The following is a 19,129-nucleotide window of genomic DNA, read 5'->3' as shown; positions in this document are numbered from 1 at the left end:
CTTACTCCTCCTCATATGCATCTCGAAAATCAGTGCCGATTTCGCCAAGGAAGCTTTTTTCCGCGCTTTCGGCGATTTCGCGATGGCGTTTTTGATAGAGCTCCCACAGCTTGGCGCCGCGCCCGCCCGAAAGCAGGGTGCCGATCGCCGAATTCGATTTCAGCTCGTCCTCGATCGCTGCGGGATCGAAACGATCGATCATCCGTCGCAAAGCGGCCTGTATGCCTCGCCAAGCGCGCACGTGATGTTGCGCGAGATCGCGAACTGCATCGGCGATTGCCGCCTCCCCGGCGAGAAATCCGGGGCTGCGCTCAGCGACCAGCGTCACGATGGCGTCGTCAACCGTCGGAAGAAATTTGAGCGGATTGACTTCGGAAGCACCGACCATTGTCTGGGCGACGCGAGCATTTCCTTTCTCCTCGGTCCGCTTGCGCAGAAGCTGCATCAGTCCTTCCATCATCAGCCGGTACTCGCGGCCGAACTTCTCCATTTCCACGATGCTGTCGCGCCCGGGGAAATCGGCTTCCTCGACGCCCATGCCGCGCAAAAAGGCGGCGCGGAGCGCCATCTCGGCAGGCTGCGCGCTTGCCGGCGGCCGGGCAGGTTTGGAAGCAGCACCCATGCGCGCTGGAGGCAGGACATCGGCCGGTTGCGCGGGAATATCCCAGGGATTGGCGGATGGTGGCCGTTGGGCAATGCGCTCGCGCTGTCCGGTCGAGGCCGAGTTATTCGTCGAACTGGGCGAGGAGACCGGTCCGAAACCAAAATCGTCGTTGAAGTCGGACAGCTTTCCCGCTGCGGATTCGCCTCCGTGGCTGGGAGAGGGGGGCCGGTCGAAGCTGAATGGATCCGCCCGGCTGGCCACCCCGCCCTGCTCGACATAAGCGGCGGCGCTTTTTGACACCGGCGTTGAAACCGGATTGAGGCTGAACGGGTCGTCGAAAGCAGGCGAGTTGCGCTGGCCGGAAGACGCGCGTTCGAACGCCCCTGGGATCGGCTGCTCGAACGGGTTCGGCAGATCAGCAGGTCGAGGCCGTTGCGGCGCTTCTTCGACCTTGGCGGAAAAGAAGTCATCGCGGCCGATGCTTACCGGCGCCCGCGATGCCGCTGGCAGACGTTCTGGTACCGGCTGGATGACTGCGGGCGCTTGAGCGGCCGCGATCTGCAGGTCGACACAGACGACGTAATCGCCCAGCCTGAGCCGCATGCCGCTTTGAAGGCGTGCGGACTTGCCTGGACCAAGCGGGCTATCGGAATCGTTTATGAACAAACCGCTGCTCGATGTGTCGGTGACGAAATATCCATCTCGCCCGCCAGAGATTTTGCAGTGAGCACGTGAAACGAACATGTCGGGATCATCGATCTGCCAGCCTGCATCGGCGCTGCGGCCGATCACCAGCTCACCTTCGTCCAGGCGAGTTTGCCGCACCGCCTGGGCGCGTGGCCCTTGCTCTAGCGTTAGCAGCAGACTCATGCCGCGCCCCCCGCCATTTCCGGCCGCCATCCGACGATTGTGCGCAGCCGCATATCATCAGCATCTCCCCTTTCAGCGGGTCGCGCAAGCCAGGCGGTTCGGCCGAGCTGCACCGCTCCAATACGGGGCGGCGGCACTGCTTCACGCGCAAGCACGATACGCAGATCGACATCGAGAGATTCTCCGACCATGTCGCGAACCGCGTACTGGAACAGTTTGAGCCGCTGGCTGCCCGGCAGGAATGTCTTGAAATCATCATACTTCAAAGGGCCGAGCCGCAGTTCGATCCTGCTTTGGCGGGTGAAAACGCGTGGGCCGATCGTCGCCCCCCGACCGAGCACAGCAAAGGATTTTGCGAGGCGGGTCTGGAGGCCTGCTGGTATGGTTGTCCAGGCGGCGACGAATTCCTTGATCTTTACCGGCACCTTGAAGGCTTCCGCCAGGAACAGCGTCAGTCGTTCCGGGCCCTCGACCTGGCTGGCGAGCGAAGCCGCCTGGCGAAGCTTCACCATGTCGAGATCGATGTTTCGGGTGCCGGGAAGTCCGATACCGGCCATGGCCGCAAGCATGGCGCGAACCCGGCCACCGACCGCGCGTTCAACCTGAACGGCCGGATTCGCATCCGCCCACGCCCGATAGTAAAGGGCGATCATGCGGTGCTGCAGAATGTTGACGAAGTCGACGAAAGTAGTGTCGCTGGTCAGCTGTGCGTTGGCCCCGGCGAACCATCGCTGCGACAGCCGGTCGAGCACCCAGCGCGTCAGATGCAGCGGCATTGGACCCTCGGGGCCCAAGAGACCCAGATTTGCAATCGTGACCCGGGCCGGCTTGCCGTTGTCGGCTTCGCGGAACTGGACCAGGTCCCTGGCCGAGAAGGCGAGGCGCACATGCTGGCCAAGCCTTGCCGGCTCACGGTCGGGACGGCCGGAATGGCCGAACACGGCATTTTGCTGTTCGAGACGGCGCAGCAATTCGAAAAAGTCGAACCCTTCGGACAGACCTTCAGCGGGGTTTGGGCTGGGCTTGTCTAGATCAGGGAGCGATTGCCGGGCGTCATCGGCCATGGCACATCCTCCTGCTTCTGCAGCAGCCGCGTGCGGGTCCGCACGAAACCGTTTATTCCGGCATATCGGGCGAACAGCCGCGCCAGCAAAGCCGAAAGCAGCAAAGTGCTTTGGCCAGCCAGGATGGATTCATCGACATGCAACGTCACCTCGGTGCCGCGTCCGAAGCACATCGGCCCCTCGATCTGAAGCCGCTCCACGACGGGCCGCGAGTCGATGCGGGCGATCGAATGTACATTGCGAGCCAGGCTGGGATCGCCTCGGTCGGCATAGATATCGAGAAGCGCATGCAACGGGTCGACGCCGCGGCCCTCCTTGGCAAGGCTGAGGAAGTTGAGCATGAGCTGTGCCACCAGCCGCCAGGCGAGATCGTCGGCGCGCGATTCACCCTCGGCCCCTGTGGGCAGTGCTGCGGGGATCGCCGGCTGCGGTGGACGCAGGGCTCCAAGGAGCCTGACGATTTCGACCGGGTCGCCGGCCTCAAGCGTCAATGTGGGATTGTCATCGAGGATCGGCAGGTCACGATTGGTGCACAGTGCTACGACGTCGAGACGCTTCAGAGGTCGGTACGCCGGGCTTGCGAGCGGTCGCGATACGGCCAGGAAAACGTCGTCGCCGGTGTATGACGTGCGCGTTAGACCGTCGCGCCGTTCGTCTTCGGTCGCGCGCCGAGGGCGCCGCTCGGTTGAGTAGACCCACCCACTGCCGCTGTTCTGCCCCAGGCTGAACAGTTCCGGAATTTCGGCGTCGTTGCCTTCGGTGTCGGCGTCCTCAACACGAATGATCCGATAGATTTCAAAGTCGCGCGCCCTCGTGCGGTCTGCATGCAAAACCTGGCGTGTCTTACGCGCATCGATCTCGACGACGTTGCACTCACGTTCGAAAAGATTGATGATCGGCGTTGCGAAAAGTTCGAAGTCGGCCGATGTCAGATCGGCCAACTCTGGCACCGGACGCCTGAATTGGAAGACGATCTCAAGCCCTCCGTCGCATCGACGCACGACAGGCTGTAGCCCCGAAACCCGCACATAGTGGAAGCGCTCGGGCATTATGAAGTATTCTCGCAGGAGGCGATATCCTTCGAATGTCGGGCGGGTACGCGGCATCAAGGCTTCGTCGTCGCTGATGCCAACCATTTCGGGCGCTGGCAAGGGCGACAACGGGTTGCTCTTGCCCTCAGCGCGTGCGCCAACGGTTGAGCAAGTGCCGAAGATCGCGTCGAATAGCAGCGGCGCCTTGGTTCGCCCGGCAAAATAAATATCGAGCCGGTCGAGCGTCAATTCGTGGAGCTTGCCTTTTCCGGTCGGGGCCAGCGTGATGCGGAGCGCCGCCTCGCCGCGCACACCGCCGACCGTGGCCATCCCGGCCGCCGCCAACGCGCTGCGGTCCTGAAAATAGCTGACCGAAGTGATTGCTATCGGCCACAGGGTCGTCTCTTGCGCGGTCGAGAAAGTGCAGCGCGTCGAAAGGCCGGGCCGCAGGCTGGAAACCAGCCGGGTGTTGCGCCTGACGACGTGGCCGTCGAGCAGGGTCTGGACCTGCTGGCCTGGTTTGAGCACCACCATCGCCGTTGCCGGCGCCGGGGTGACCAGATCGGGATAAAGAACGTCGAGCACACTGCGCGAAAATCGCGAACGCTCGGCGTCGACCTTTAGCCGGGTGCGCGCCGCGAGGAAAGCCACGCCATCCAGCAGCCGCTCAACATAGGGGTCCGGACAGGGGACCGTGTCGAGGGAAAGGTTGCGCGCGACCGCTGGATGCATATCGGCAAATTCGGCCGCAAGGCCGCGGATGTGGGTCAACTCCTCCTCGTAATATTCGACGAAGACCCGATCCATCTCAGGCGTCCCTGATTTCGGTCCGCGCCGCGCCGTTATCGAGATTGATCGTAGTGCGCAGGCGCATGCGTTCCGGTGTCGGGGTTATGATCAGCACACCGTCAATCTCGATCTTGAGGCCGGCGGTCTTGTCGCCAAGCGTCACTGTGACCTTTGTTGCGCTTTCCTTGAGGCGGGGCTCGAAGGTGGCGAGCACCGCACGGATCTCACGCGCCAGCACATCGCGATCAAAGTCGCGCGAAGACCTGCCCGAGAAGGAGGGGACGCCGTAATTGACCACGCTCCGGCGCACCTCCGGGAAATCTGCGAGCGACGGTGGGTTGTCCGATACCTGTTCATTTTCCAGATCGGACAGGAGCGGCGTGGCCTCGAAGCGCTCGGTGTTGAAGAGCGCCTCGACGTCACGCCGCACTGCTTCTCTGAGCACGCGGGCTGACACCACAACGCCGCGACTTTCGATCTCGACCCGATGCTGGGTCTGAAAGGCCAATCGATGCAGACGCCGTTTTTGCTCGGCTGTGAGTTCGGCATCAGCGTCGATGGCCCGCGCGCTGGCGCCAACGAGGGCGTCGACACGGTCGGCGCCAAGCTCGTCGAGCAAGACATGGCGCAGCCCGTCTATCTCCGAGGTCAGACCAGGCAGGTCATTGACGAGGCGATCCCAAAGCGACGGCTGGACGGCCTCGCTTTTTGCCCGCAAGCTGCCGGTACTGTGCTGCTTGCCAGCGTCGGGTCGCCGACCCTCACTTGCCGACATAGACATCCATTTCGGCTTCATCATTGCCGTCATAGACGAACTTGATCTTCTTGTAGGCGAAGCTGACCTCTTCCTGGATCAGGTCTTCCTCATCCTCGGCCTGCGACATGTCGTATTCCATGATCGAGGCGTCGGTGAGGGTGACGACCAGATAATCCTTAGTCTCGCCATCGATCGTCCGACGTGCCGAGAACACCACTTCATCGAGGGCCTTGTTCTCGAACAAGGCTTTCTTGAGATAAGGCGAAGATTTGTCGTAGTGTTTGATGAACTTGATCATGCCCATGGACACGCGCCCCCGACGTGAGAGCGAATTCGGGTCATAGGGTGCGACCATCTTGTAGTCGACGCCATGGATTTCGATCTCATCATCGTGGCCGTCGCGGGTGCTGGGGCCCTTGATATCGGGAACCTTCAGAAAACCATCAATCTTTACTGGCATTGTCTCTCTCCACCATTGTCAAAAAAAAGATTGTTGTTGCTGCAATCAAGTCTTAACGGACGGCAGTTCCGACACCAGTCGAAGCGAGGCATTGATGCCCTCCAGCTGGTAATGCGGGCGCAGATAGAAGCGGGCGTTGTAGTAGCCCGGCCGCCCCTCCACGCTGTCCACTTGGACCTCGGCGGCGGCGAGCGGGCGCTTGGCGCGCGCCTTGTCGTCGGCAAAGGCCGGGTTGGCCAGCACGTAGCGGTTGATCCACTCGGTCAACCAGATCTGCATGTCGGAGCGTTCCTTAAACGACCCGACCTTGTCTCGCGCTATGGCTTTGAGATAGTGCGCAAAGCGCGAAACCGGGAACAAGTAGGGCAAGTTGGCGCTCAGCCGCTCATTAGACTGCGCATCGGGGTCCACCAGTCGGCCGGCGCGCGTTTCGTCGTCCTGTAACGAATGGGCACCGATGAAAGCCGCAAGATCCGTGTTCTTCCGGTGCAGGATCGGCATCAGGCCAAGCTTGGCGAGTTCCGCCTCACGCCGGTCATCAATGGCGACTTCCGTGGGGCATTTCATCGCTATCGACCCATCATCGGTCGGGAAGCTGTGCACCGGCAAATTAAGCACCGTTCCGCCGTTCTCGACGCCGCGGATCTGGGTACCCCAGCCAAACAACTTGTGGCTGCGGTTGATGTTGACGCCCATCGGGAAGGCGGCGTTCATCCAGACATACTTGTTGTGATCGCCCTGCACCTCTTCCTCGAAGGTGAAGCCCTTCACCGGAACGGTGTCCGTGCCATATGGCAGCCGGGCCAGGACGCGGGGCATGGTCAGCCCGATGTAGCGAGCATCCTCGCTTTCCCGCAGCGACTGCCAGGAGGCATAGGCCGGGTTGGAAACGATCTGCTGCAGATCCTGAGGGTTCGGCAATTCCTGCCAGCTATCCATACGAAACAGTCGAGGCGAGGCGGCCGCGATAAAAGGCGTGTGCGCAGAAGCGCAGATGCCGGAGATGTTGCGTAGCAGACCGACGTCGCGCGGGTGGTTGGAAAATTCGTAGGCGCCGATCACGCAGCCGATCGGCTCGCCGCCAAGCATCGAATATTCGTCTGTGTAGACTTTCTTGAAGATCGGACTCTGATCCCACATCTGGCCTTCGTAGTCTTCGAGCGTGTCGGCCAGCTGCTCCTTGGAAATGTTCATCACCCGGATTTTAAGCTTCTGGTCGGTCTCGGTGTTGTTGACGAGGTACCACAGGCCGCGCCATGTGCCTTCCATTTCGCGCACTTCCGGTGCGTGCAGGATCTCGTTGACCTGAGCCGTCAGCATCTTGTCTATACCGGCGATCAGCGACTTGATCGACTTGATGGCATTGGACGAGATGGTTGTGGTGTCGGAACGGGACTGCGCTGCGAGCGCGAGATTGCGCACGAGTTGCTGCAGCTTCTCGCTGTCGTCCTTCTTGACCTTGAAATCCTTCTCGAGGAGTCCACTGAATTCTCCAAGGTCTATGGCTTCGGCCTCGGCGGCGAGGGTGGCGGTCTTTTGCTGTTCGGCCATGGTTATTCTCCCGTCTTGTCGTCGTCAGCCAGCGCCTGGCTGGCGATCTTGCCAAGAAGTGGCTCGTTGTTCAGCAACTGCGCGATACGTTTTTCGGCGTCTACGCGGCCATCCATGAAGCCCAGCAATTCCTCGAGTTGACGACGCATCTTGAGGATCTCGGCCAGTTGCGGAACCTGCTCGGCGATCTTGTCGGGGGCGAAATCGCCCATTTTGGTGAAGGTGAGATCGAGTGCCAGTTCCTCGTCGCGCTCTTGGCCTTCGGCCTGCGGCAGCGTGTTCTTCACCCGCGCTTTGACGCGGGGTCCGAGCGCCTCCATGAACTTGGGGAAGCGGTTCGCGTCGGTCTCGACGAAGGAGCGGTCCAGAACCGACTTTGACGCTTCCTTAGTTTGCGAAGCACCGGAAAGGTCGGCCATCACGCCCATGACAAACGGCAGTTCGATCGTCGTCGGGCTGCCGTAGGTTTCCACGTCATAGGCGATCTGCACCCGTGGCGCGCGATTTCGTTCGATGACCTTGGCTTTGCTTTCGGCTGGCATGTGTCTTACCTTTCATCTTTCTGTGCCGTCTTCTTGATATCGGGAACGCCGGCAAGAAGCCGAAATTCCTTCAGTCCCGACGGGGCGAGATCTTCCATCAGTTCAACGAAATCCATATGCACCATTCGGCGCACGCGCCTTGCCAGGTGCGGGATCGGGCTGGACGGTTCGGTGCTGTCATAGAAGGCGACGACGAGATCGAGGCATTTGACGACGTCGTCGCGCGAGGAGATCCGGTCGGGCAGGCCGCTGTCGCCGGATTTTGCGTAGCTTGCCACGCTTGCCATCGTATCGGCTCCATGGCCGTTGCGAACACGTGCTGCCGGTTCTGCTGGCGTCGCGACCGGCTTTGCGAGGCCGTTCGCGGCAGTGGCACCGGTCGCGTTTCGTTCGAGGGTCGTCAGCAGACGCTGCAGAAACCGCTTTAACTCGGGAAGCGTGGCGCCAGCGCCTTCGAGGCGGGAGTTAAAGGCGGCTTCGACGCTCTCGAGAGCGGCGATCGCGGCGCGGGCGTCGGCTATGAGCAACGTCATTTCTGGCCCGGCCTGATCAATCAGCGCCGCGCATGCGCTGCGCACCCGGTTCACCAGTTGGCTGTGCTCGCTTGCCAGCTTCGCCTTCTCGGCCGCATTCAGTCCCGAAGCAGCCTCCTGCAGCATGACCCGCTCGTCAAGCGAACCCTTCTCCAGATCCGCGCCCAGGATCGGCCCAATGGCGCGCGGCGCAAAGAATGTCATTTTCCGCAAATCTTTGAGTAGACCGTCCTGGCTGTTCTGAAGGTCGGTAAGCGCATTGATGCGGCGCAAGGCTGCTTCGCGCGGCGTGGCACCGGACCGCAGGGCCGGATGCATGGTCGTCCAATGCTGATCGACGGTTTGCGCGATGAGGGTCAGGCCGGCAGCCAGGCCGGCCAACCCATGCTCGTTGGCCAGTCCACGCGTAACAATGACGAGAAGGCGCAGGTCCCGGCCGTGAGACCGCAGCTCTTCAGCCCTGGTAAGCACGGTAGGCCAGTCTATCGGAACGTCGACTTCAGTGTTTTTGCTGCCTTGGAACTCGACTTTCTTCTGCTGTTCCGTCAGTCGCTCCAGCTCATGGAAGGCCGGGTCGTTGCGCAAATCCTCCCCTGACGGATTTTCACCGTCGAGCGGAGTAAGCCAAAGTGCGACATCAATCACACAGACCCCCAGCGACCGGCCCTCAACGGCACCTGACCCAAGGTTACCACACTGATGTGCCGTACGCCAATTAAAGCCGCTGCTTAAAAGCTAACGAAAGCTGACCACCGCGTGTTCGCTATGGGATGGCTTGGCGAGACTGCCGAACCCAGTCGGCAAAATACACCACACGGATGCGCGAATTCTTCTGCCGCCAGTGGTTCGGGTTTCCAAAGGCTGACGGCCCCGCGAACGGCCTTGGCGACGCCGTCCATCAGGCGCTTTGTCAAGCGACGGCTTATGTGGCAGGTTGTCGACTGGCAGATTGCAGGAGCAGGTTCGATGGAACAGCGCCGGTCGTCACAGAGCTTCAAGCGTAAGGAACTGGTCGGCAAGCTCAATCCTGTCGGCGTGCGCGCCTTCAAGGCAGCCGCGGACACCGCCAAGCTGCGCGGCAACCCTTACGTCGAACTCGTCCACTTCATCGAGCAACTGGTGCTTTCCGATCGCTCGGACGTGCAAATGATCATCGCCGATGCGGGAGTGGATGCCAGCCGGCTCACGGCCGATATGACCCGCGCCGTGGACAAGCTGCCATACGGCGCCACATCGATCGAGGAATTTTCCGACCACATCTTTCATGCCATCCAGGAGGCCTGGAACTTGGCGACGCTTGAGTTCAGCGTCGAGGAAGTCCGCAGCGCGCATATTCTGCTCGCTTGCCTGAAGACCCCGGTCCTAGAAGGCCTGCTGTCGAAGATCAGCGGCGCATTCGACGAGATCGACGCCGACGCGGTGATCGCGCGGTTCGCCGATGTCATGGAGGGCTCACTCGAAGCTGGCACCTCGACCACGGTCTCCGCAACGGAGATGCCACGGCGGGCTCCGGGTGGGGATTCGGCGCTGGCGAAATACGCCACCGACCTGACCCAGCGCGCCCGCGACGGCAAGATCGATCCCGTCGTCGGCCGCGACCCCGAGATCAGGCAGATCGTTGATGTCCTGATGCGGCGGCGGCAGAACAACCCGATCCTGACGGGCGAAGCCGGGGTAGGCAAGACCGCGGTCGTCGAGGGCTTCGCCTTGCGTATTGCCCAGGGCGATGTACCGCCGATGCTACAGGGCGTCAGCGTGCGCATGCTCGATGTCGGTTTGATGCAGGCCGGGGCAAGCGTAAAGGGCGAGTTCGAAAAACGGCTTAAGGCTGTAATCGACGAGGTGCAGTCGTCCGAAACACCGGTTATCCTTTTTATCGATGAAGCTCACACCTTGATCGGCGCAGGCGGCCCTGCTGGAACCGGCGACGCGGCCAATCTCCTGAAGCCGGCGCTGGCACGCGGTGAACTGCGTACCGTCGCGGCAACGACCTGGGCTGAATACAAGCAGCACATAGAAAAAGACCCGGCGCTGACCCGTCGGTTTCAGGTGGTAAAGATCGACGAGCCTTCCGAAGCTGTGGCCGTTCTCATGTTGCGCGGGGTGGCCGGAGTTCTCGAGCAGCACCACCGGGTGCAGATACTGGATGAGGCGATCGAGGCGGCAGTGGGCCTGTCACACCGCTATATCCCGGCGCGGCAACTACCCGACAAGGCGGTAAGCCTTCTCGACACCGCTTGCGCCCGGGTCGCAATCTCGCAGCATGCCACGCCGGCCGAGCTCGAGGATATCATACGGCGGCGCCAGGCGCTGGAGGTCGAGCACGGCATCATCGATCGTGAGGCGGCGATCGGGATCGAGGTGACCGAACGGCAGGCACGGGTCGACACCGGACTTGCCGAAACAGGGGTCGCGCTGGCTGCCGCGCAACAACGTTGGGACCGCGAAAGAGTTTTAGTTGCCGAGATACTCGAATTGCGTGCCCGGCTGCGCGGCGACGGTATGCCGCTCGATGCGATGGAAACGCCAGCGGATGCCAACGCCTCTGAGTCTGAGTTGCCTGAGATCCAAACGCCCAAGGACAAGGCATCCGATCCCAAAGTGAAAACGGCTGTTGCCGATGGACTTCCACCTGATCCGGTCGCCGATCTTACCCGGTTGCGCGAACGCATGGCTGAACTGGCCGAGGCGCAAGGCGAGGCGCCGCTGATCCTGCCCTCGGTTGATCGAAATGCCGTGGCCGCGGTGGTCCAGGACTGGACCGGCATCCCCACGGGGCGCATGCTGTCGAGCCAGACCGAAAAAGCCCTCCGGCTCGCGGCCACTCTGTGCGAGCGCGTGGTTGGCCAAGAGCATGCCATGGAGATGATCGCCAAGCGTGTGCAGACCAGCCGCGCCGGGCTCGGCGCGCCGGAAAAGCCGGTGGGGGTGTTCCTGCTTTGTGGCCCCTCCGGCGTCGGCAAGACCGAAACCGCGCTGGCCTTGGCGGAGACGCTTTATGGTGGCGAACAGAACCTGATCTCGATCAACATGTCGGAGTTTCAGGAGGCGCATACTGTCTCGACTTTAAAGGGAGCGCCCCCCGGCTATGTCGGCTACGGCAAGGGTGGCATCCTGACAGAGGCGGTTCGGCGCAAACCCTATTCGGTGATCCTGCTGGACGAGGTCGAGAAGGCGCATCCGGACGTCCACGAAATCTTCTTCCAGGTTTTCGACAAGGGCATGATGGACGACAGCGAAGGGCGGCGCATCGATTTCAAGAACACATTGATCCTGCTCACCTCGAACGTCGGCTCCGAAGTCATCATGGACCGGACGAGGAACGGCACGGTTCGGACCGGCCTCGAAGATCTGGATACGGCCTTGCGCCGGCCGTTGCTGAAGGTTTTTCCGGCGGCGTTTCTTGGACGGGTGGTAACCATTCCTTACTACCCGCTGTCGGATTCGATGATCGAGGCGATCACCCGTCATCAGTTCGCCAGGATCGCTCGCCGGCTGCGTGCAACCAGTGGCGCGGAACTGGTGATCGGCGACGGCGTCATCGATCTGGTCAGGGCGCGCTGCACGGAAATCGAATCCGGCGGGCGGATGATCGATGCCATCTTAACCAACACGCTTCTGCCGGAATTAAGCCGCGGCGTGCTCAACCGGTCGCTTGACGGTGAAAAGATGACGAAGGTGACCGTCGGAGCCTCCGACGGGGGCTTTACTTATTTCTTCGAGTAATTTGGGCGGATGGTACCGGCGCATCAAACGGCTTTTGCGTCCCGCGGTGGATTGAAGGATGCCTTCCACGGCATGGCGCAAGAGCGCGGCGAGGCTTTTGTCCGCGCTAGCGTGCAAAAGGCAACCAAGCACGCAAATGAGTTCCTTTGGGCGGCTAGACCTCTCGCCGTCGCTTGCCGTCATAGTCCCCAGGTGTGCTCATTCTGGCCCCTGGATTATACTGAACGTGAATATGCGGAAACATAGGCCCTTGATCGTTCACCAGGACTAAATACTTGGCCTTGCCAAGTTCAGAGTTAAGTTCCTGCTGCAAAAAGTATCCTAAAAGGATTGACAACATACCGGTCCCGCGATCCGCCAGCTTTTTCGTCCTAATATCAACCGCATTGCCGGAATGATGCAGGGACCAGCGGGAATGATTATACCACTCTTTTCCAGCAGTAAGCTCAAGCTCAAGCCGCCTCGGCGCATGTTGTCTGAAAACGCGTCGAATTATCGGAATGGCCTCCTGCATTTGCGGGCTGAGGCCGCTTTCAATCGTTCTCTCCCTCATCGCAATCTCCATGAAAAGAATGCGTCATTTCCTTACCACAACTAACACACGTATGCCTCATCCATGAATATCGCAGGGCCGAGATTGAGCTCTTTGTGAGTGCAAACGTGACGCCTCAGGTCGTATACAAGCCGGTGCACCATGCCATGTTGCCGTCGTCACCCATTTTGGCGGGCGGTTCTCTGTCATGCATCGTGGCAGGATCATCGAGTTCGGCCCACCACCGGATCATTACTGACCCCCACTCAAACGCCGCCGAAAATACGCCAATCTGCAACGTAACACACTGAAAACAAAAGTAAAAAAATTCCATAGACAATCAGCGACAATCGGCGCGCAGATAGCTACTTCGTCGGCAGGTAGTCGTGCCGAAACCACGTCCCAATTCGCCAAGCGCCCGATGGGCTCACGGCAATTGGGGATTGCTGGTGGATTGCGGTAATTCGTTTGGTCGTGCTGGAATTTGATACGAGTGTCATTCCAAGTACCTGGCGACCATCGGCCACGCCGCAAGTTGGCGGCTATCTGCAGCCAGCTTTAAAAGCCAATGACCATCCACGGATCGGTGTCATATCCGAGGCGCGGCTTTTCCGGGGTTGCTCCATCCGGCATTTTGGCCGTGCCAGTCAAACCGCAGTCCAGATCTCTCACCTGCTTCTTGGTCGAGTGCTTCGTAGAGCACAGGGCCGCAGCATCACCGACCACCACTTTCTTTTCCTTGGCAATGGTGCCACCAGTCGCAGCGATCATGATAGCCGCGCAAAATATAGCAACTCTCATCGTACTCCCCCACGGTTGCGCATCCTCAAGATGCCGGACATTACGTTACGTCATTTTTATATTAGCACAAGCGAATATTTAATCCTCACGCCCGCCTCCTGCCAATGGCCTCGAGGCGGGCTGCTCCTCCATTTCGCGATGGCCTTCACGCCAAGCTCGTCCGCTGGATCATCGCCACGAGCGATGCCGACAACGTGATGACCGGCGGCGGCGAGCCGCGCCGAGAGCGCGCGGCCGATGCCCTTGCTGGCGCCGGTGACGAGAAATGTTCGCTTTGTCATGATGTTTCTGCCTGTAGTGAAAGAAGGGCGGTCAGGCGCACCCAGATCCAGGATCTGCGCGGGCACAGGGCGACTCCGCCGGAACCTATGGAGGTCGTCTCGACCGGCAGGAGTGCGTGGCGCTGCGCCGGACTCCTGCTCGGCCTATCGTCGTGTCAGGCGGCCCTGCTTGCGGCGCCATTCTTCGAATAGGTGGGGAAGTCCGTGTACCCCACGTCGCCATTGCGGGTGTAATAGACGGACCGGTCCGCTACGGCCAATGGCCAGCCGCTCCGAAGACGCTCGACGAGATCCGGGTTCGCGATATACGGCCTGCCATAGGCAATCAGGTCCACCAGCCCGGTATCGAGCGCTGCCTGGGCGCGCTCGACGTCATTGAAGCCGCCGCACCATATGAATGCGCCGGGGAACGACGCTCGCGCCTTGGCGAGCATGTCGTGGTCGAGATGGCGCGCCTCGAACGTGGCCGATTCCATGTTGCCGTCGGGCAGCAGCTCATACAGCAGATGGGCATAGGCCACGCCGCGGCGCCCGAGCTGCTCGACGATGTACAGGAACGTCTCCTCGACGAGCGGATCAGCGGGCATCGAACCATATTTGCCGAACGGTGAAAGGCGAACCCCCACGCGTCCCGCGCCGAATTCCGCCACGACCGCGTCGACGACTTCCATCAGGAAGCGCGCACGATCTTCCATGCTGCCGCCGCCGTAGCGGTCGGTGCGGGTGTTGAGCACCGAGTTCATGAACTGCTCGATCAGATAGCCGTTGGCGGCATGGATCTCGATGCCGTCAAACCCGACCTCCCGCGCATTGGCGGCGGCTTTGGCGAAGGTTCCCACCATGGCCGTCACTTCCTCGGTGCTGAGCGGCCTCGGCGTCTCTGCCGCCATGAAGCGCAACCGGCCGTCCGGGCCATGGGCGAACACCTCTGAGCCGACGGCCTGTTCCGCGGTCACGCCCACTGGCGCCTGGCCGTTCGGCAGAAGCGAGGAATGCGCCAGTCGGCCGACATGCCACAGCTGCATGAAGATGGTGCCGCCCTGACGATGAACCTCTTCGGTCACCGGGCGCCAGGCCTGCTTCTGGGCTTCGGAGTGAATCCCGGGAATCCGCGCGTAGCCGTGGCTGGACTGATCCACGTCGTTGACTTCGGAGATGATCAGGCCGGCGCTAGCTCGCTGACCGTAATATTTGACGGTCAGTTCGTTCGGGAGGTCGCCATCTGTCGGAAGAGCACCCTCGGAGGTGCGGGTGCGCGTCATCGGCGGCATGACGATGCGGCTCGTGAGGTGGACGGGACCTAGATCGAAGGAATCGAATAGAGAGGGCATGGGGCGGCTCCTGTGGAGAATTAAAGCTCCAGAAGATATAAAGGGATACTCCTCAGCAGATTAGTGCCGGACTGGTGGACTCACTATTGCGTCTGAAGCTACAATAGGCGGATGAACTCGCGTTTCGATGGCATCGCCGAATTCGTAGCCGTTATTCGGCTCGGTAGTTTCACCGCGGTTGCGGCGGAAATGGGCATGGCCAAGTCCGCGATCGGCCGGGCGGTGTCGCGTCTGGAGGCGCGCTTGGGCTCCAAGCTGCTCCACCGGACGACCCGCCGCCTGACCTTGACGCCTGCCGGAGAGGCCTGGCTGGAGCACTGCGTCGCGGCACTCGACGAACTTGAGCGTGGCGAGAGCGCCCTCGCGCTCGCGCGGGACACGCCTGGCGGCGAAGTCCGCATCGATCTCCCGACGGCCTTCGGTCGACTGCACGTCATGCCCGTACTGTTAGGGGTTGCGAAACGCTATCCGGCGCTGAACCTCAATGTCAGCTTAACCGACCGGCGGGTCGACCTGATCGGCGAAAACATCGACCTCGCCGTGCGTATCGGCAATCTTGAGGATTCGACCGACCTCGTCGCGCGACAGATTGGGGTCCAGCAGACGGTGATAGTCGGAGCACCTGGCTATCTCGCACGGCGGGGCGTTCCGCGATCCTGGAGCGATCTTGCCGGACACGATTGCATCGTCGGACGACGGCAAGGCAACCGCATCGCCTGGCTGATGAAGCAACCCGACGGCTCGACAGCGCGGCAGGCCGTCCCCGTCAAGCATGAACTGCAGGATTTCGAGACGGTGCTAATGGCCGCTAAGGCAGGACACGGTCTGACGCAACTTCCGTCATGGATGGTGGAAGGCGATCTTCAAGACGGGGCCCTTCAGATTGTCCTGGAGGGCCTGTCAGGCGGCGAACTGCCGATCAGCGTCCTGTGGCCGCAGACAAAGGCGCTACCGGCGAAGATTCGCGTTACCATAGACGGCCTCGTTCAGTGGTCGCTTGTTTCAACGAGTGTCGCTGCCTAGCAACGTCTTACTTGGAGCAGTCTCAAATCGGCTGTCCGCCGTCTATCTGCCTAATCGCCTCGAAGAGCCGATCACAGGATTTTGCCAGGTTCTTGCCCGGCGTGGTGGCGACCCCGAGCAAGAGGCCGGATTCGGCAGTGGCGGGCGACGCATACCACGCGGAGAGCGGTGCGGGCGACATCCCGAAGGCCGAAACCTCGCGCGCCACGGTAATGTCCGATATTTCCCTCGGCAGCTTCAGCAGCACGGCCAGGCCCGGCGTTGCAATCTGGTCGGCATTCACATTCGCCCAAAGCTGCTCGAGCAACGTCGCGCGCCTTGCGACATAGGCCCGCTTCGTGCGGCGGAGATGGCGAATATAGTGGCCCTCCCGCATGAATTCGGCGGTCGCGAGCTGCACTGCCGGTCCCGGGGCGGGCGCTAAGCACGCCGCGACTTCAGCGAAAGCGCATACGAGGCTGGCCGGCACGATCGCGAAACCCAGCCGAAGGGTCGGGCTGATTGTCTTGCTGAAGGACCCGATGTGAATGACGCGCCCGTCGCGGTCGAGCGACGCGAGCGCCGGCGCGGCCCTGCCGGTCAGCTGAAGCTCGCTCAGATAATCGTCTTCGATCACCCAGGCCTGGGTCGAAGCTGCCCATTCGAGCAGGCGCAGGCGCCGCTCGAGCGACAAGGTCGAGCCGAGCGGCGCATGTTGACCCGGTGTGACCAGGGCAAGCTTCGCGGTCGGATGCTGGCACAGTGCGTCATCGAGATCGATGCCGTTGCAATCGACCGGGACCGGAGCGAGAGACAAACCGGCGAGTTCGAGCCCCTTTCGGGTCCATGGGAAACTGGGCTCCTCGATCCAGGCGGTCTCCCCCGCCAGCTTCAGAACGGATAGCGCCAGGCCGAGCCCCGCACCGAAACCTCCAGTGATAATGACCTGCGACGGCAGACAGATGATGCCCCGTGCTACGGGGAGGTAGCCAGCGATTTCCCGCCTCAACTCGAGTTCGCCGCGAGGATCGGGGTAGAGGGCGGCGGCAGCGGCTTCGGCGCGGATGGCGTGCGCGCGTATCCGCGCGAACAAGGTGGCGGGGAAGATATCGCTTGCGGGGATGCCCATCTGGAAGATCCGGGGACCCTGCGTCATCTCCTGATAAATCCGCATGAAGGAGCCTTCATCCGGCACCGGCTCGGATTTCGCGACGGTGCGGGGGCGCTGTGCGACGCGCGTTCCCTCAGCTGGCGTTGCCTCGATCAACTGGGCGGCCGCGAGCTTCTCATAGGCGGTCCGGACGGTGCCGCGCGCGACACCCAGCTGCGCCGCCAAGTCCTGCCATGAGGGCAACCGTGCGCCTGATTCCAGCGCGCCTTCCTCGATTGCGACGGCCACGCCCTTGCGAATTTGCTCCGCAAGGGAAGTCTTGGCGGCGCGATCCAAATCCAGGTCCAGCGGCTTGCTCATGAAGCCTCAGTACACGATTTTTTTGCGTTCTTGGTGCTTTTTCCTGGCCCGATTCGCCGGCATCTATACGGGCAAGGAGATGCCAATGCGAATTCGTGCCATTTTCACCGCCGCCTGCGCCGCGATTGCCATCGTCGGGCCGGCCTGGGCGCAGGACGACCAATCGGAGACGGTCACGCCGAAGTTCGAGCAGGTGATCCCCAACATCCCCGGCAAATCGATGGTCGTCGTCGAGGTCGATTATGCGCCGGGCGCCGCTTCCCAGCCGCACCGGCATGCCAGGTCCGCCTTTATCTTCGCCTATGTCGTCTCGGGCGAGATCGAGTCCAAGGTGAACGATGGCGAGACCCGCATCTACAAAGCGGGCGAGAGTTGGTCGGAGCTGCCCAACGCAACCCATTCGGTCAGCCGCAACGCCAGCAAGACCAGGCCGGCGAAGCTGCTTGCGGTCTTCGTCGTCGATTCCGACGACAAGACCCTCACTACTCCCCTCAATTGAACGGATCGGAACGATGGCCAAGAGGCTCGACTACAACCAGATCGCCCCGAGCGGCGCCAAGGCGCTCGGCACCGTCTACGGCTATGTTCTCCAGAGCGGCTTGCCTGCCGAACTGGTCGATCTCGCCTATCTGCGGGTCTCTCAGATCAACAACTGCGCCTATTGCCTTGACATGCACACGCGTGACCTCGTCAAGACGGGCGTGAAGATCGAGAAGATCGCGCTGGTGCAAGCCTGGGAGGAAGGCGGCAGCCTGTTCAGCGAGAGAGAGCGCGCCGCGCTTCGCTGGGCCGAGAGCGTGACCAATGTTGCACAGACCGGGGTTCCGGACGCCGCCTATGAAGCCGTGCGTGCCGTCTTCGATGAAAAGCAGCTCGTCGACCTAACGATCGCGATCAGCCTGATGAACAGCTACAACCGAATGGCCATCAGCTTTCGGAATACGCCCCAGGCCGTTCTCGAGAATTGATGGAGCAGAATAATGAACGGTAACGTGATTTCCAGGATCAAGATCCCGGACAGCAAATTGGCGCGCGAGGCGACCGAGTTCGTTCGCGACAGCAAATCGAGTTCCTTTTCAATCACTCTGTTCGCTTGCGCCTTCTGGTGATCGTAACCTGACAGATGGCGGCCCTAAGGAGAGGCGGCTCAACTCGCAAGCCGGCAGCCCCATTGTCGTCGGTCAGGAGTGTGCACGGCGATTCCGAAACCGGCCGTTCCGTATGCGGCCTGAGAAGCGGTACACTCACGTTTCAGCTTGGACTTTGCAGCTATTCCCGCTTGCATCGCGACCGAACTCGCGACCGAAGCGCTCGGAGAGGACGGCTTGAAGGCTTACGGCTCAATGACTGCGTTTCAGCGCATGGGCGATCCGGCAGAGCTCGGGGCGGCGGCACCCTTCCTCGCCTCATCGGACAGCAGCTTCATGACAGCGAGGTAGAGGTCGACGGCGGCCTAGCCCAACTCTGACAGCCGTCTTCCAAGTTCATTGAGCAGGCCTTCTCAGGTGCAAACTGGTCAAGGGTTTCAATCATTTGATCGCTGCCATCCTTGACCAGGATCCGGCCGTAAAGGGCGGCAGGAGAGTCATATTCCTGGCGAGCGATGATGAAGACGCCGCGGCGCAGATTGGTACGCTCGCGGAAAATCTCGGCTTTGCGCCGATAAAGCTAGGCGGGCTTTCCGAAGGCGACTGCTCGTGCAGGCGCGCAGGAACAACTGGGGCTGGCTGGTCTTCGAGGACCTGGTCAAATTTGACTGATGAACATGACGTCCCCACCGGCAG

At 61.4% G+C, this 19,129-nt stretch carries 18 protein-coding genes and 2 pseudogenes; 7 read left to right on the top strand and 13 right to left on the bottom strand.

Annotation, left to right across the window (positions count from 1 at the left end):
* Position 1 precedes the first annotated feature (1 nt).
* From tagH to tssA, 8 genes are read right to left on the bottom strand one after another with little or no spacing between them, the layout of a single operon-like run.
* Positions 2-1,474, bottom strand: a complete 1,473-nt coding sequence (tagH, locus tag FJ972_RS25180) for a type VI secretion system-associated FHA domain protein TagH (protein WP_140524827.1) — start codon at positions 1,472-1,474, stop codon at positions 2-4.
* Positions 1,471-2,538 carry a type VI secretion system baseplate subunit TssG gene (gene tssG / locus FJ972_RS25175; RefSeq protein ID WP_140524743.1) on the bottom strand — a complete coding sequence of 356 codons (1,068 nt, stop codon included), beginning with the start codon at positions 2,536-2,538 and terminating at the stop codon, positions 1,471-1,473. Before tssG ends, tagH begins: the two co-directional genes overlap by 4 nt.
* The gene (gene tssF, locus FJ972_RS25170; protein ID WP_140524742.1) at positions 2,502-4,376 is read right to left on the bottom strand and encodes a type VI secretion system baseplate subunit TssF; all 1,875 of its coding nucleotides are present in this window, start codon (positions 4,374-4,376) and stop codon (positions 2,502-2,504) included. Before tssF ends, tssG begins: the two co-directional genes overlap by 37 nt.
* Before the next feature lies 1 nt (position 4,377).
* Positions 4,378-5,133: a type VI secretion system baseplate subunit TssE gene (gene tssE / locus FJ972_RS25165; RefSeq protein WP_140498535.1), complete on the bottom strand. Its 756-nt coding sequence runs from the start codon at positions 5,131-5,133 to the stop codon at positions 4,378-4,380.
* Entirely contained in the window at positions 5,120-5,575 is a 456-nt protein-coding gene (locus FJ972_RS25160) for an Hcp family type VI secretion system effector (RefSeq protein WP_115143971.1), read from the bottom strand. The genes tssE and FJ972_RS25160 overlap by 14 nt, the downstream gene beginning before the upstream one ends.
* Positions 5,576-5,620: 45 nt before the next feature.
* Complete coding sequence (tssC, locus tag FJ972_RS25155; RefSeq protein WP_140498288.1) at positions 5,621-7,126, bottom strand: type VI secretion system contractile sheath large subunit; 1,506 nt, start codon at positions 7,124-7,126, stop codon at positions 5,621-5,623.
* A gap of 2 nt (positions 7,127-7,128) precedes the next feature.
* Positions 7,129-7,668, bottom strand: coding sequence for a type VI secretion system contractile sheath small subunit (tssB, locus tag FJ972_RS25150; RefSeq protein WP_140524740.1), 540 nt, complete (start codon positions 7,666-7,668; stop codon positions 7,129-7,131).
* 5 nt (positions 7,669-7,673) lie between these two features.
* Positions 7,674-8,846, bottom strand: a complete 1,173-nt coding sequence (gene tssA, locus FJ972_RS25145; RefSeq protein ID WP_140524739.1) for a type VI secretion system protein TssA — start codon at positions 8,844-8,846, stop codon at positions 7,674-7,676.
* A gap of 321 nt (positions 8,847-9,167) precedes the next feature.
* Between tssA and tssH the strand changes: the two genes are divergently transcribed.
* Positions 9,168-11,927, top strand: a complete 2,760-nt coding sequence (gene tssH, locus FJ972_RS25140; RefSeq protein ID WP_140524738.1) for a type VI secretion system ATPase TssH — start codon at positions 9,168-9,170, stop codon at positions 11,925-11,927.
* A gap of 154 nt (positions 11,928-12,081) precedes the next feature.
* On the opposite strand, the gene FJ972_RS25135 is transcribed toward tssH, so the two are convergent.
* From FJ972_RS25135 to FJ972_RS25120, 4 genes are all read right to left on the bottom strand, one after another.
* A complete protein-coding gene (locus FJ972_RS25135) occupies positions 12,082-12,480 on the bottom strand; it encodes a hypothetical protein (RefSeq protein WP_140524737.1) in 399 nt (132 codons plus the stop codon).
* A 537-nt stretch (positions 12,481-13,017) separates the two neighbouring features.
* Complete coding sequence (locus FJ972_RS25130; protein WP_181168590.1) at positions 13,018-13,230, bottom strand: hypothetical protein; 213 nt, start codon at positions 13,228-13,230, stop codon at positions 13,018-13,020.
* 86 nt (positions 13,231-13,316) lie between these two features.
* On the bottom strand, positions 13,317-13,607 hold the full coding sequence (locus FJ972_RS30370) for an SDR family NAD(P)-dependent oxidoreductase (RefSeq protein ID WP_411969792.1): 291 nt from the start codon (positions 13,605-13,607) through the stop codon (positions 13,317-13,319).
* An 89-nt stretch (positions 13,608-13,696) separates the two neighbouring features.
* Entirely contained in the window at positions 13,697-14,812 is a 1,116-nt protein-coding gene (locus FJ972_RS25120; RefSeq protein WP_246674174.1) for an alkene reductase, read from the bottom strand.
* A gap of 171 nt (positions 14,813-14,983) precedes the next feature.
* Between FJ972_RS25120 and FJ972_RS25115 the strand changes: the two genes are divergently transcribed.
* Entirely contained in the window at positions 14,984-15,895 is a 912-nt protein-coding gene (locus FJ972_RS25115) for a LysR family transcriptional regulator (protein ID WP_140524735.1), read from the top strand.
* 22 nt (positions 15,896-15,917) lie between these two features.
* Here FJ972_RS25115 and FJ972_RS25110 read toward each other — a convergent pair whose 3' ends face one another.
* Complete coding sequence (locus tag FJ972_RS25110) at positions 15,918-17,345, bottom strand: PLP-dependent aminotransferase family protein (protein ID WP_140524734.1); 1,428 nt, start codon at positions 17,343-17,345, stop codon at positions 15,918-15,920.
* A gap of 85 nt (positions 17,346-17,430) precedes the next feature.
* Here FJ972_RS25110 and FJ972_RS25105 point away from each other — a divergent pair, with 85 nt between their 5' ends.
* From FJ972_RS25105 to FJ972_RS25090, 5 genes and pseudogenes are all read left to right on the top strand, one after another.
* Positions 17,431-17,844, top strand: coding sequence for a cupin domain-containing protein (locus FJ972_RS25105; RefSeq protein WP_140524733.1), 414 nt, complete (start codon positions 17,431-17,433; stop codon positions 17,842-17,844).
* Positions 17,845-17,857: 13 nt separating this feature from the next.
* On the top strand, positions 17,858-18,313 hold the full coding sequence (locus FJ972_RS25100; protein WP_140524732.1) for a carboxymuconolactone decarboxylase family protein: 456 nt from the start codon (positions 17,858-17,860) through the stop codon (positions 18,311-18,313).
* Positions 18,314-18,325: 12 nt separating this feature from the next.
* Complete coding sequence (locus FJ972_RS30205) at positions 18,326-18,454, top strand: hypothetical protein (protein WP_263486386.1); 129 nt, start codon at positions 18,326-18,328, stop codon at positions 18,452-18,454.
* A 165-nt stretch (positions 18,455-18,619) separates the two neighbouring features.
* Positions 18,620-18,813: pseudogene (locus FJ972_RS25095) on the top strand (SDR family oxidoreductase); the annotation flags it as partial.
* Positions 18,814-19,105 (top strand): annotated as a pseudogene (locus FJ972_RS25090) (NADP oxidoreductase coenzyme); the annotation flags it as partial.
* Positions 19,106-19,129: the final 24 nt, after the last annotated feature.

It is taken from the genome of Mesorhizobium sp. B2-1-1, assembly GCF_006442975.2.
GTDB lineage: Bacteria > Pseudomonadota > Alphaproteobacteria > Rhizobiales > Rhizobiaceae > Mesorhizobium.
This window is presented reverse-complemented; position numbering and strand designations above follow the sequence as displayed.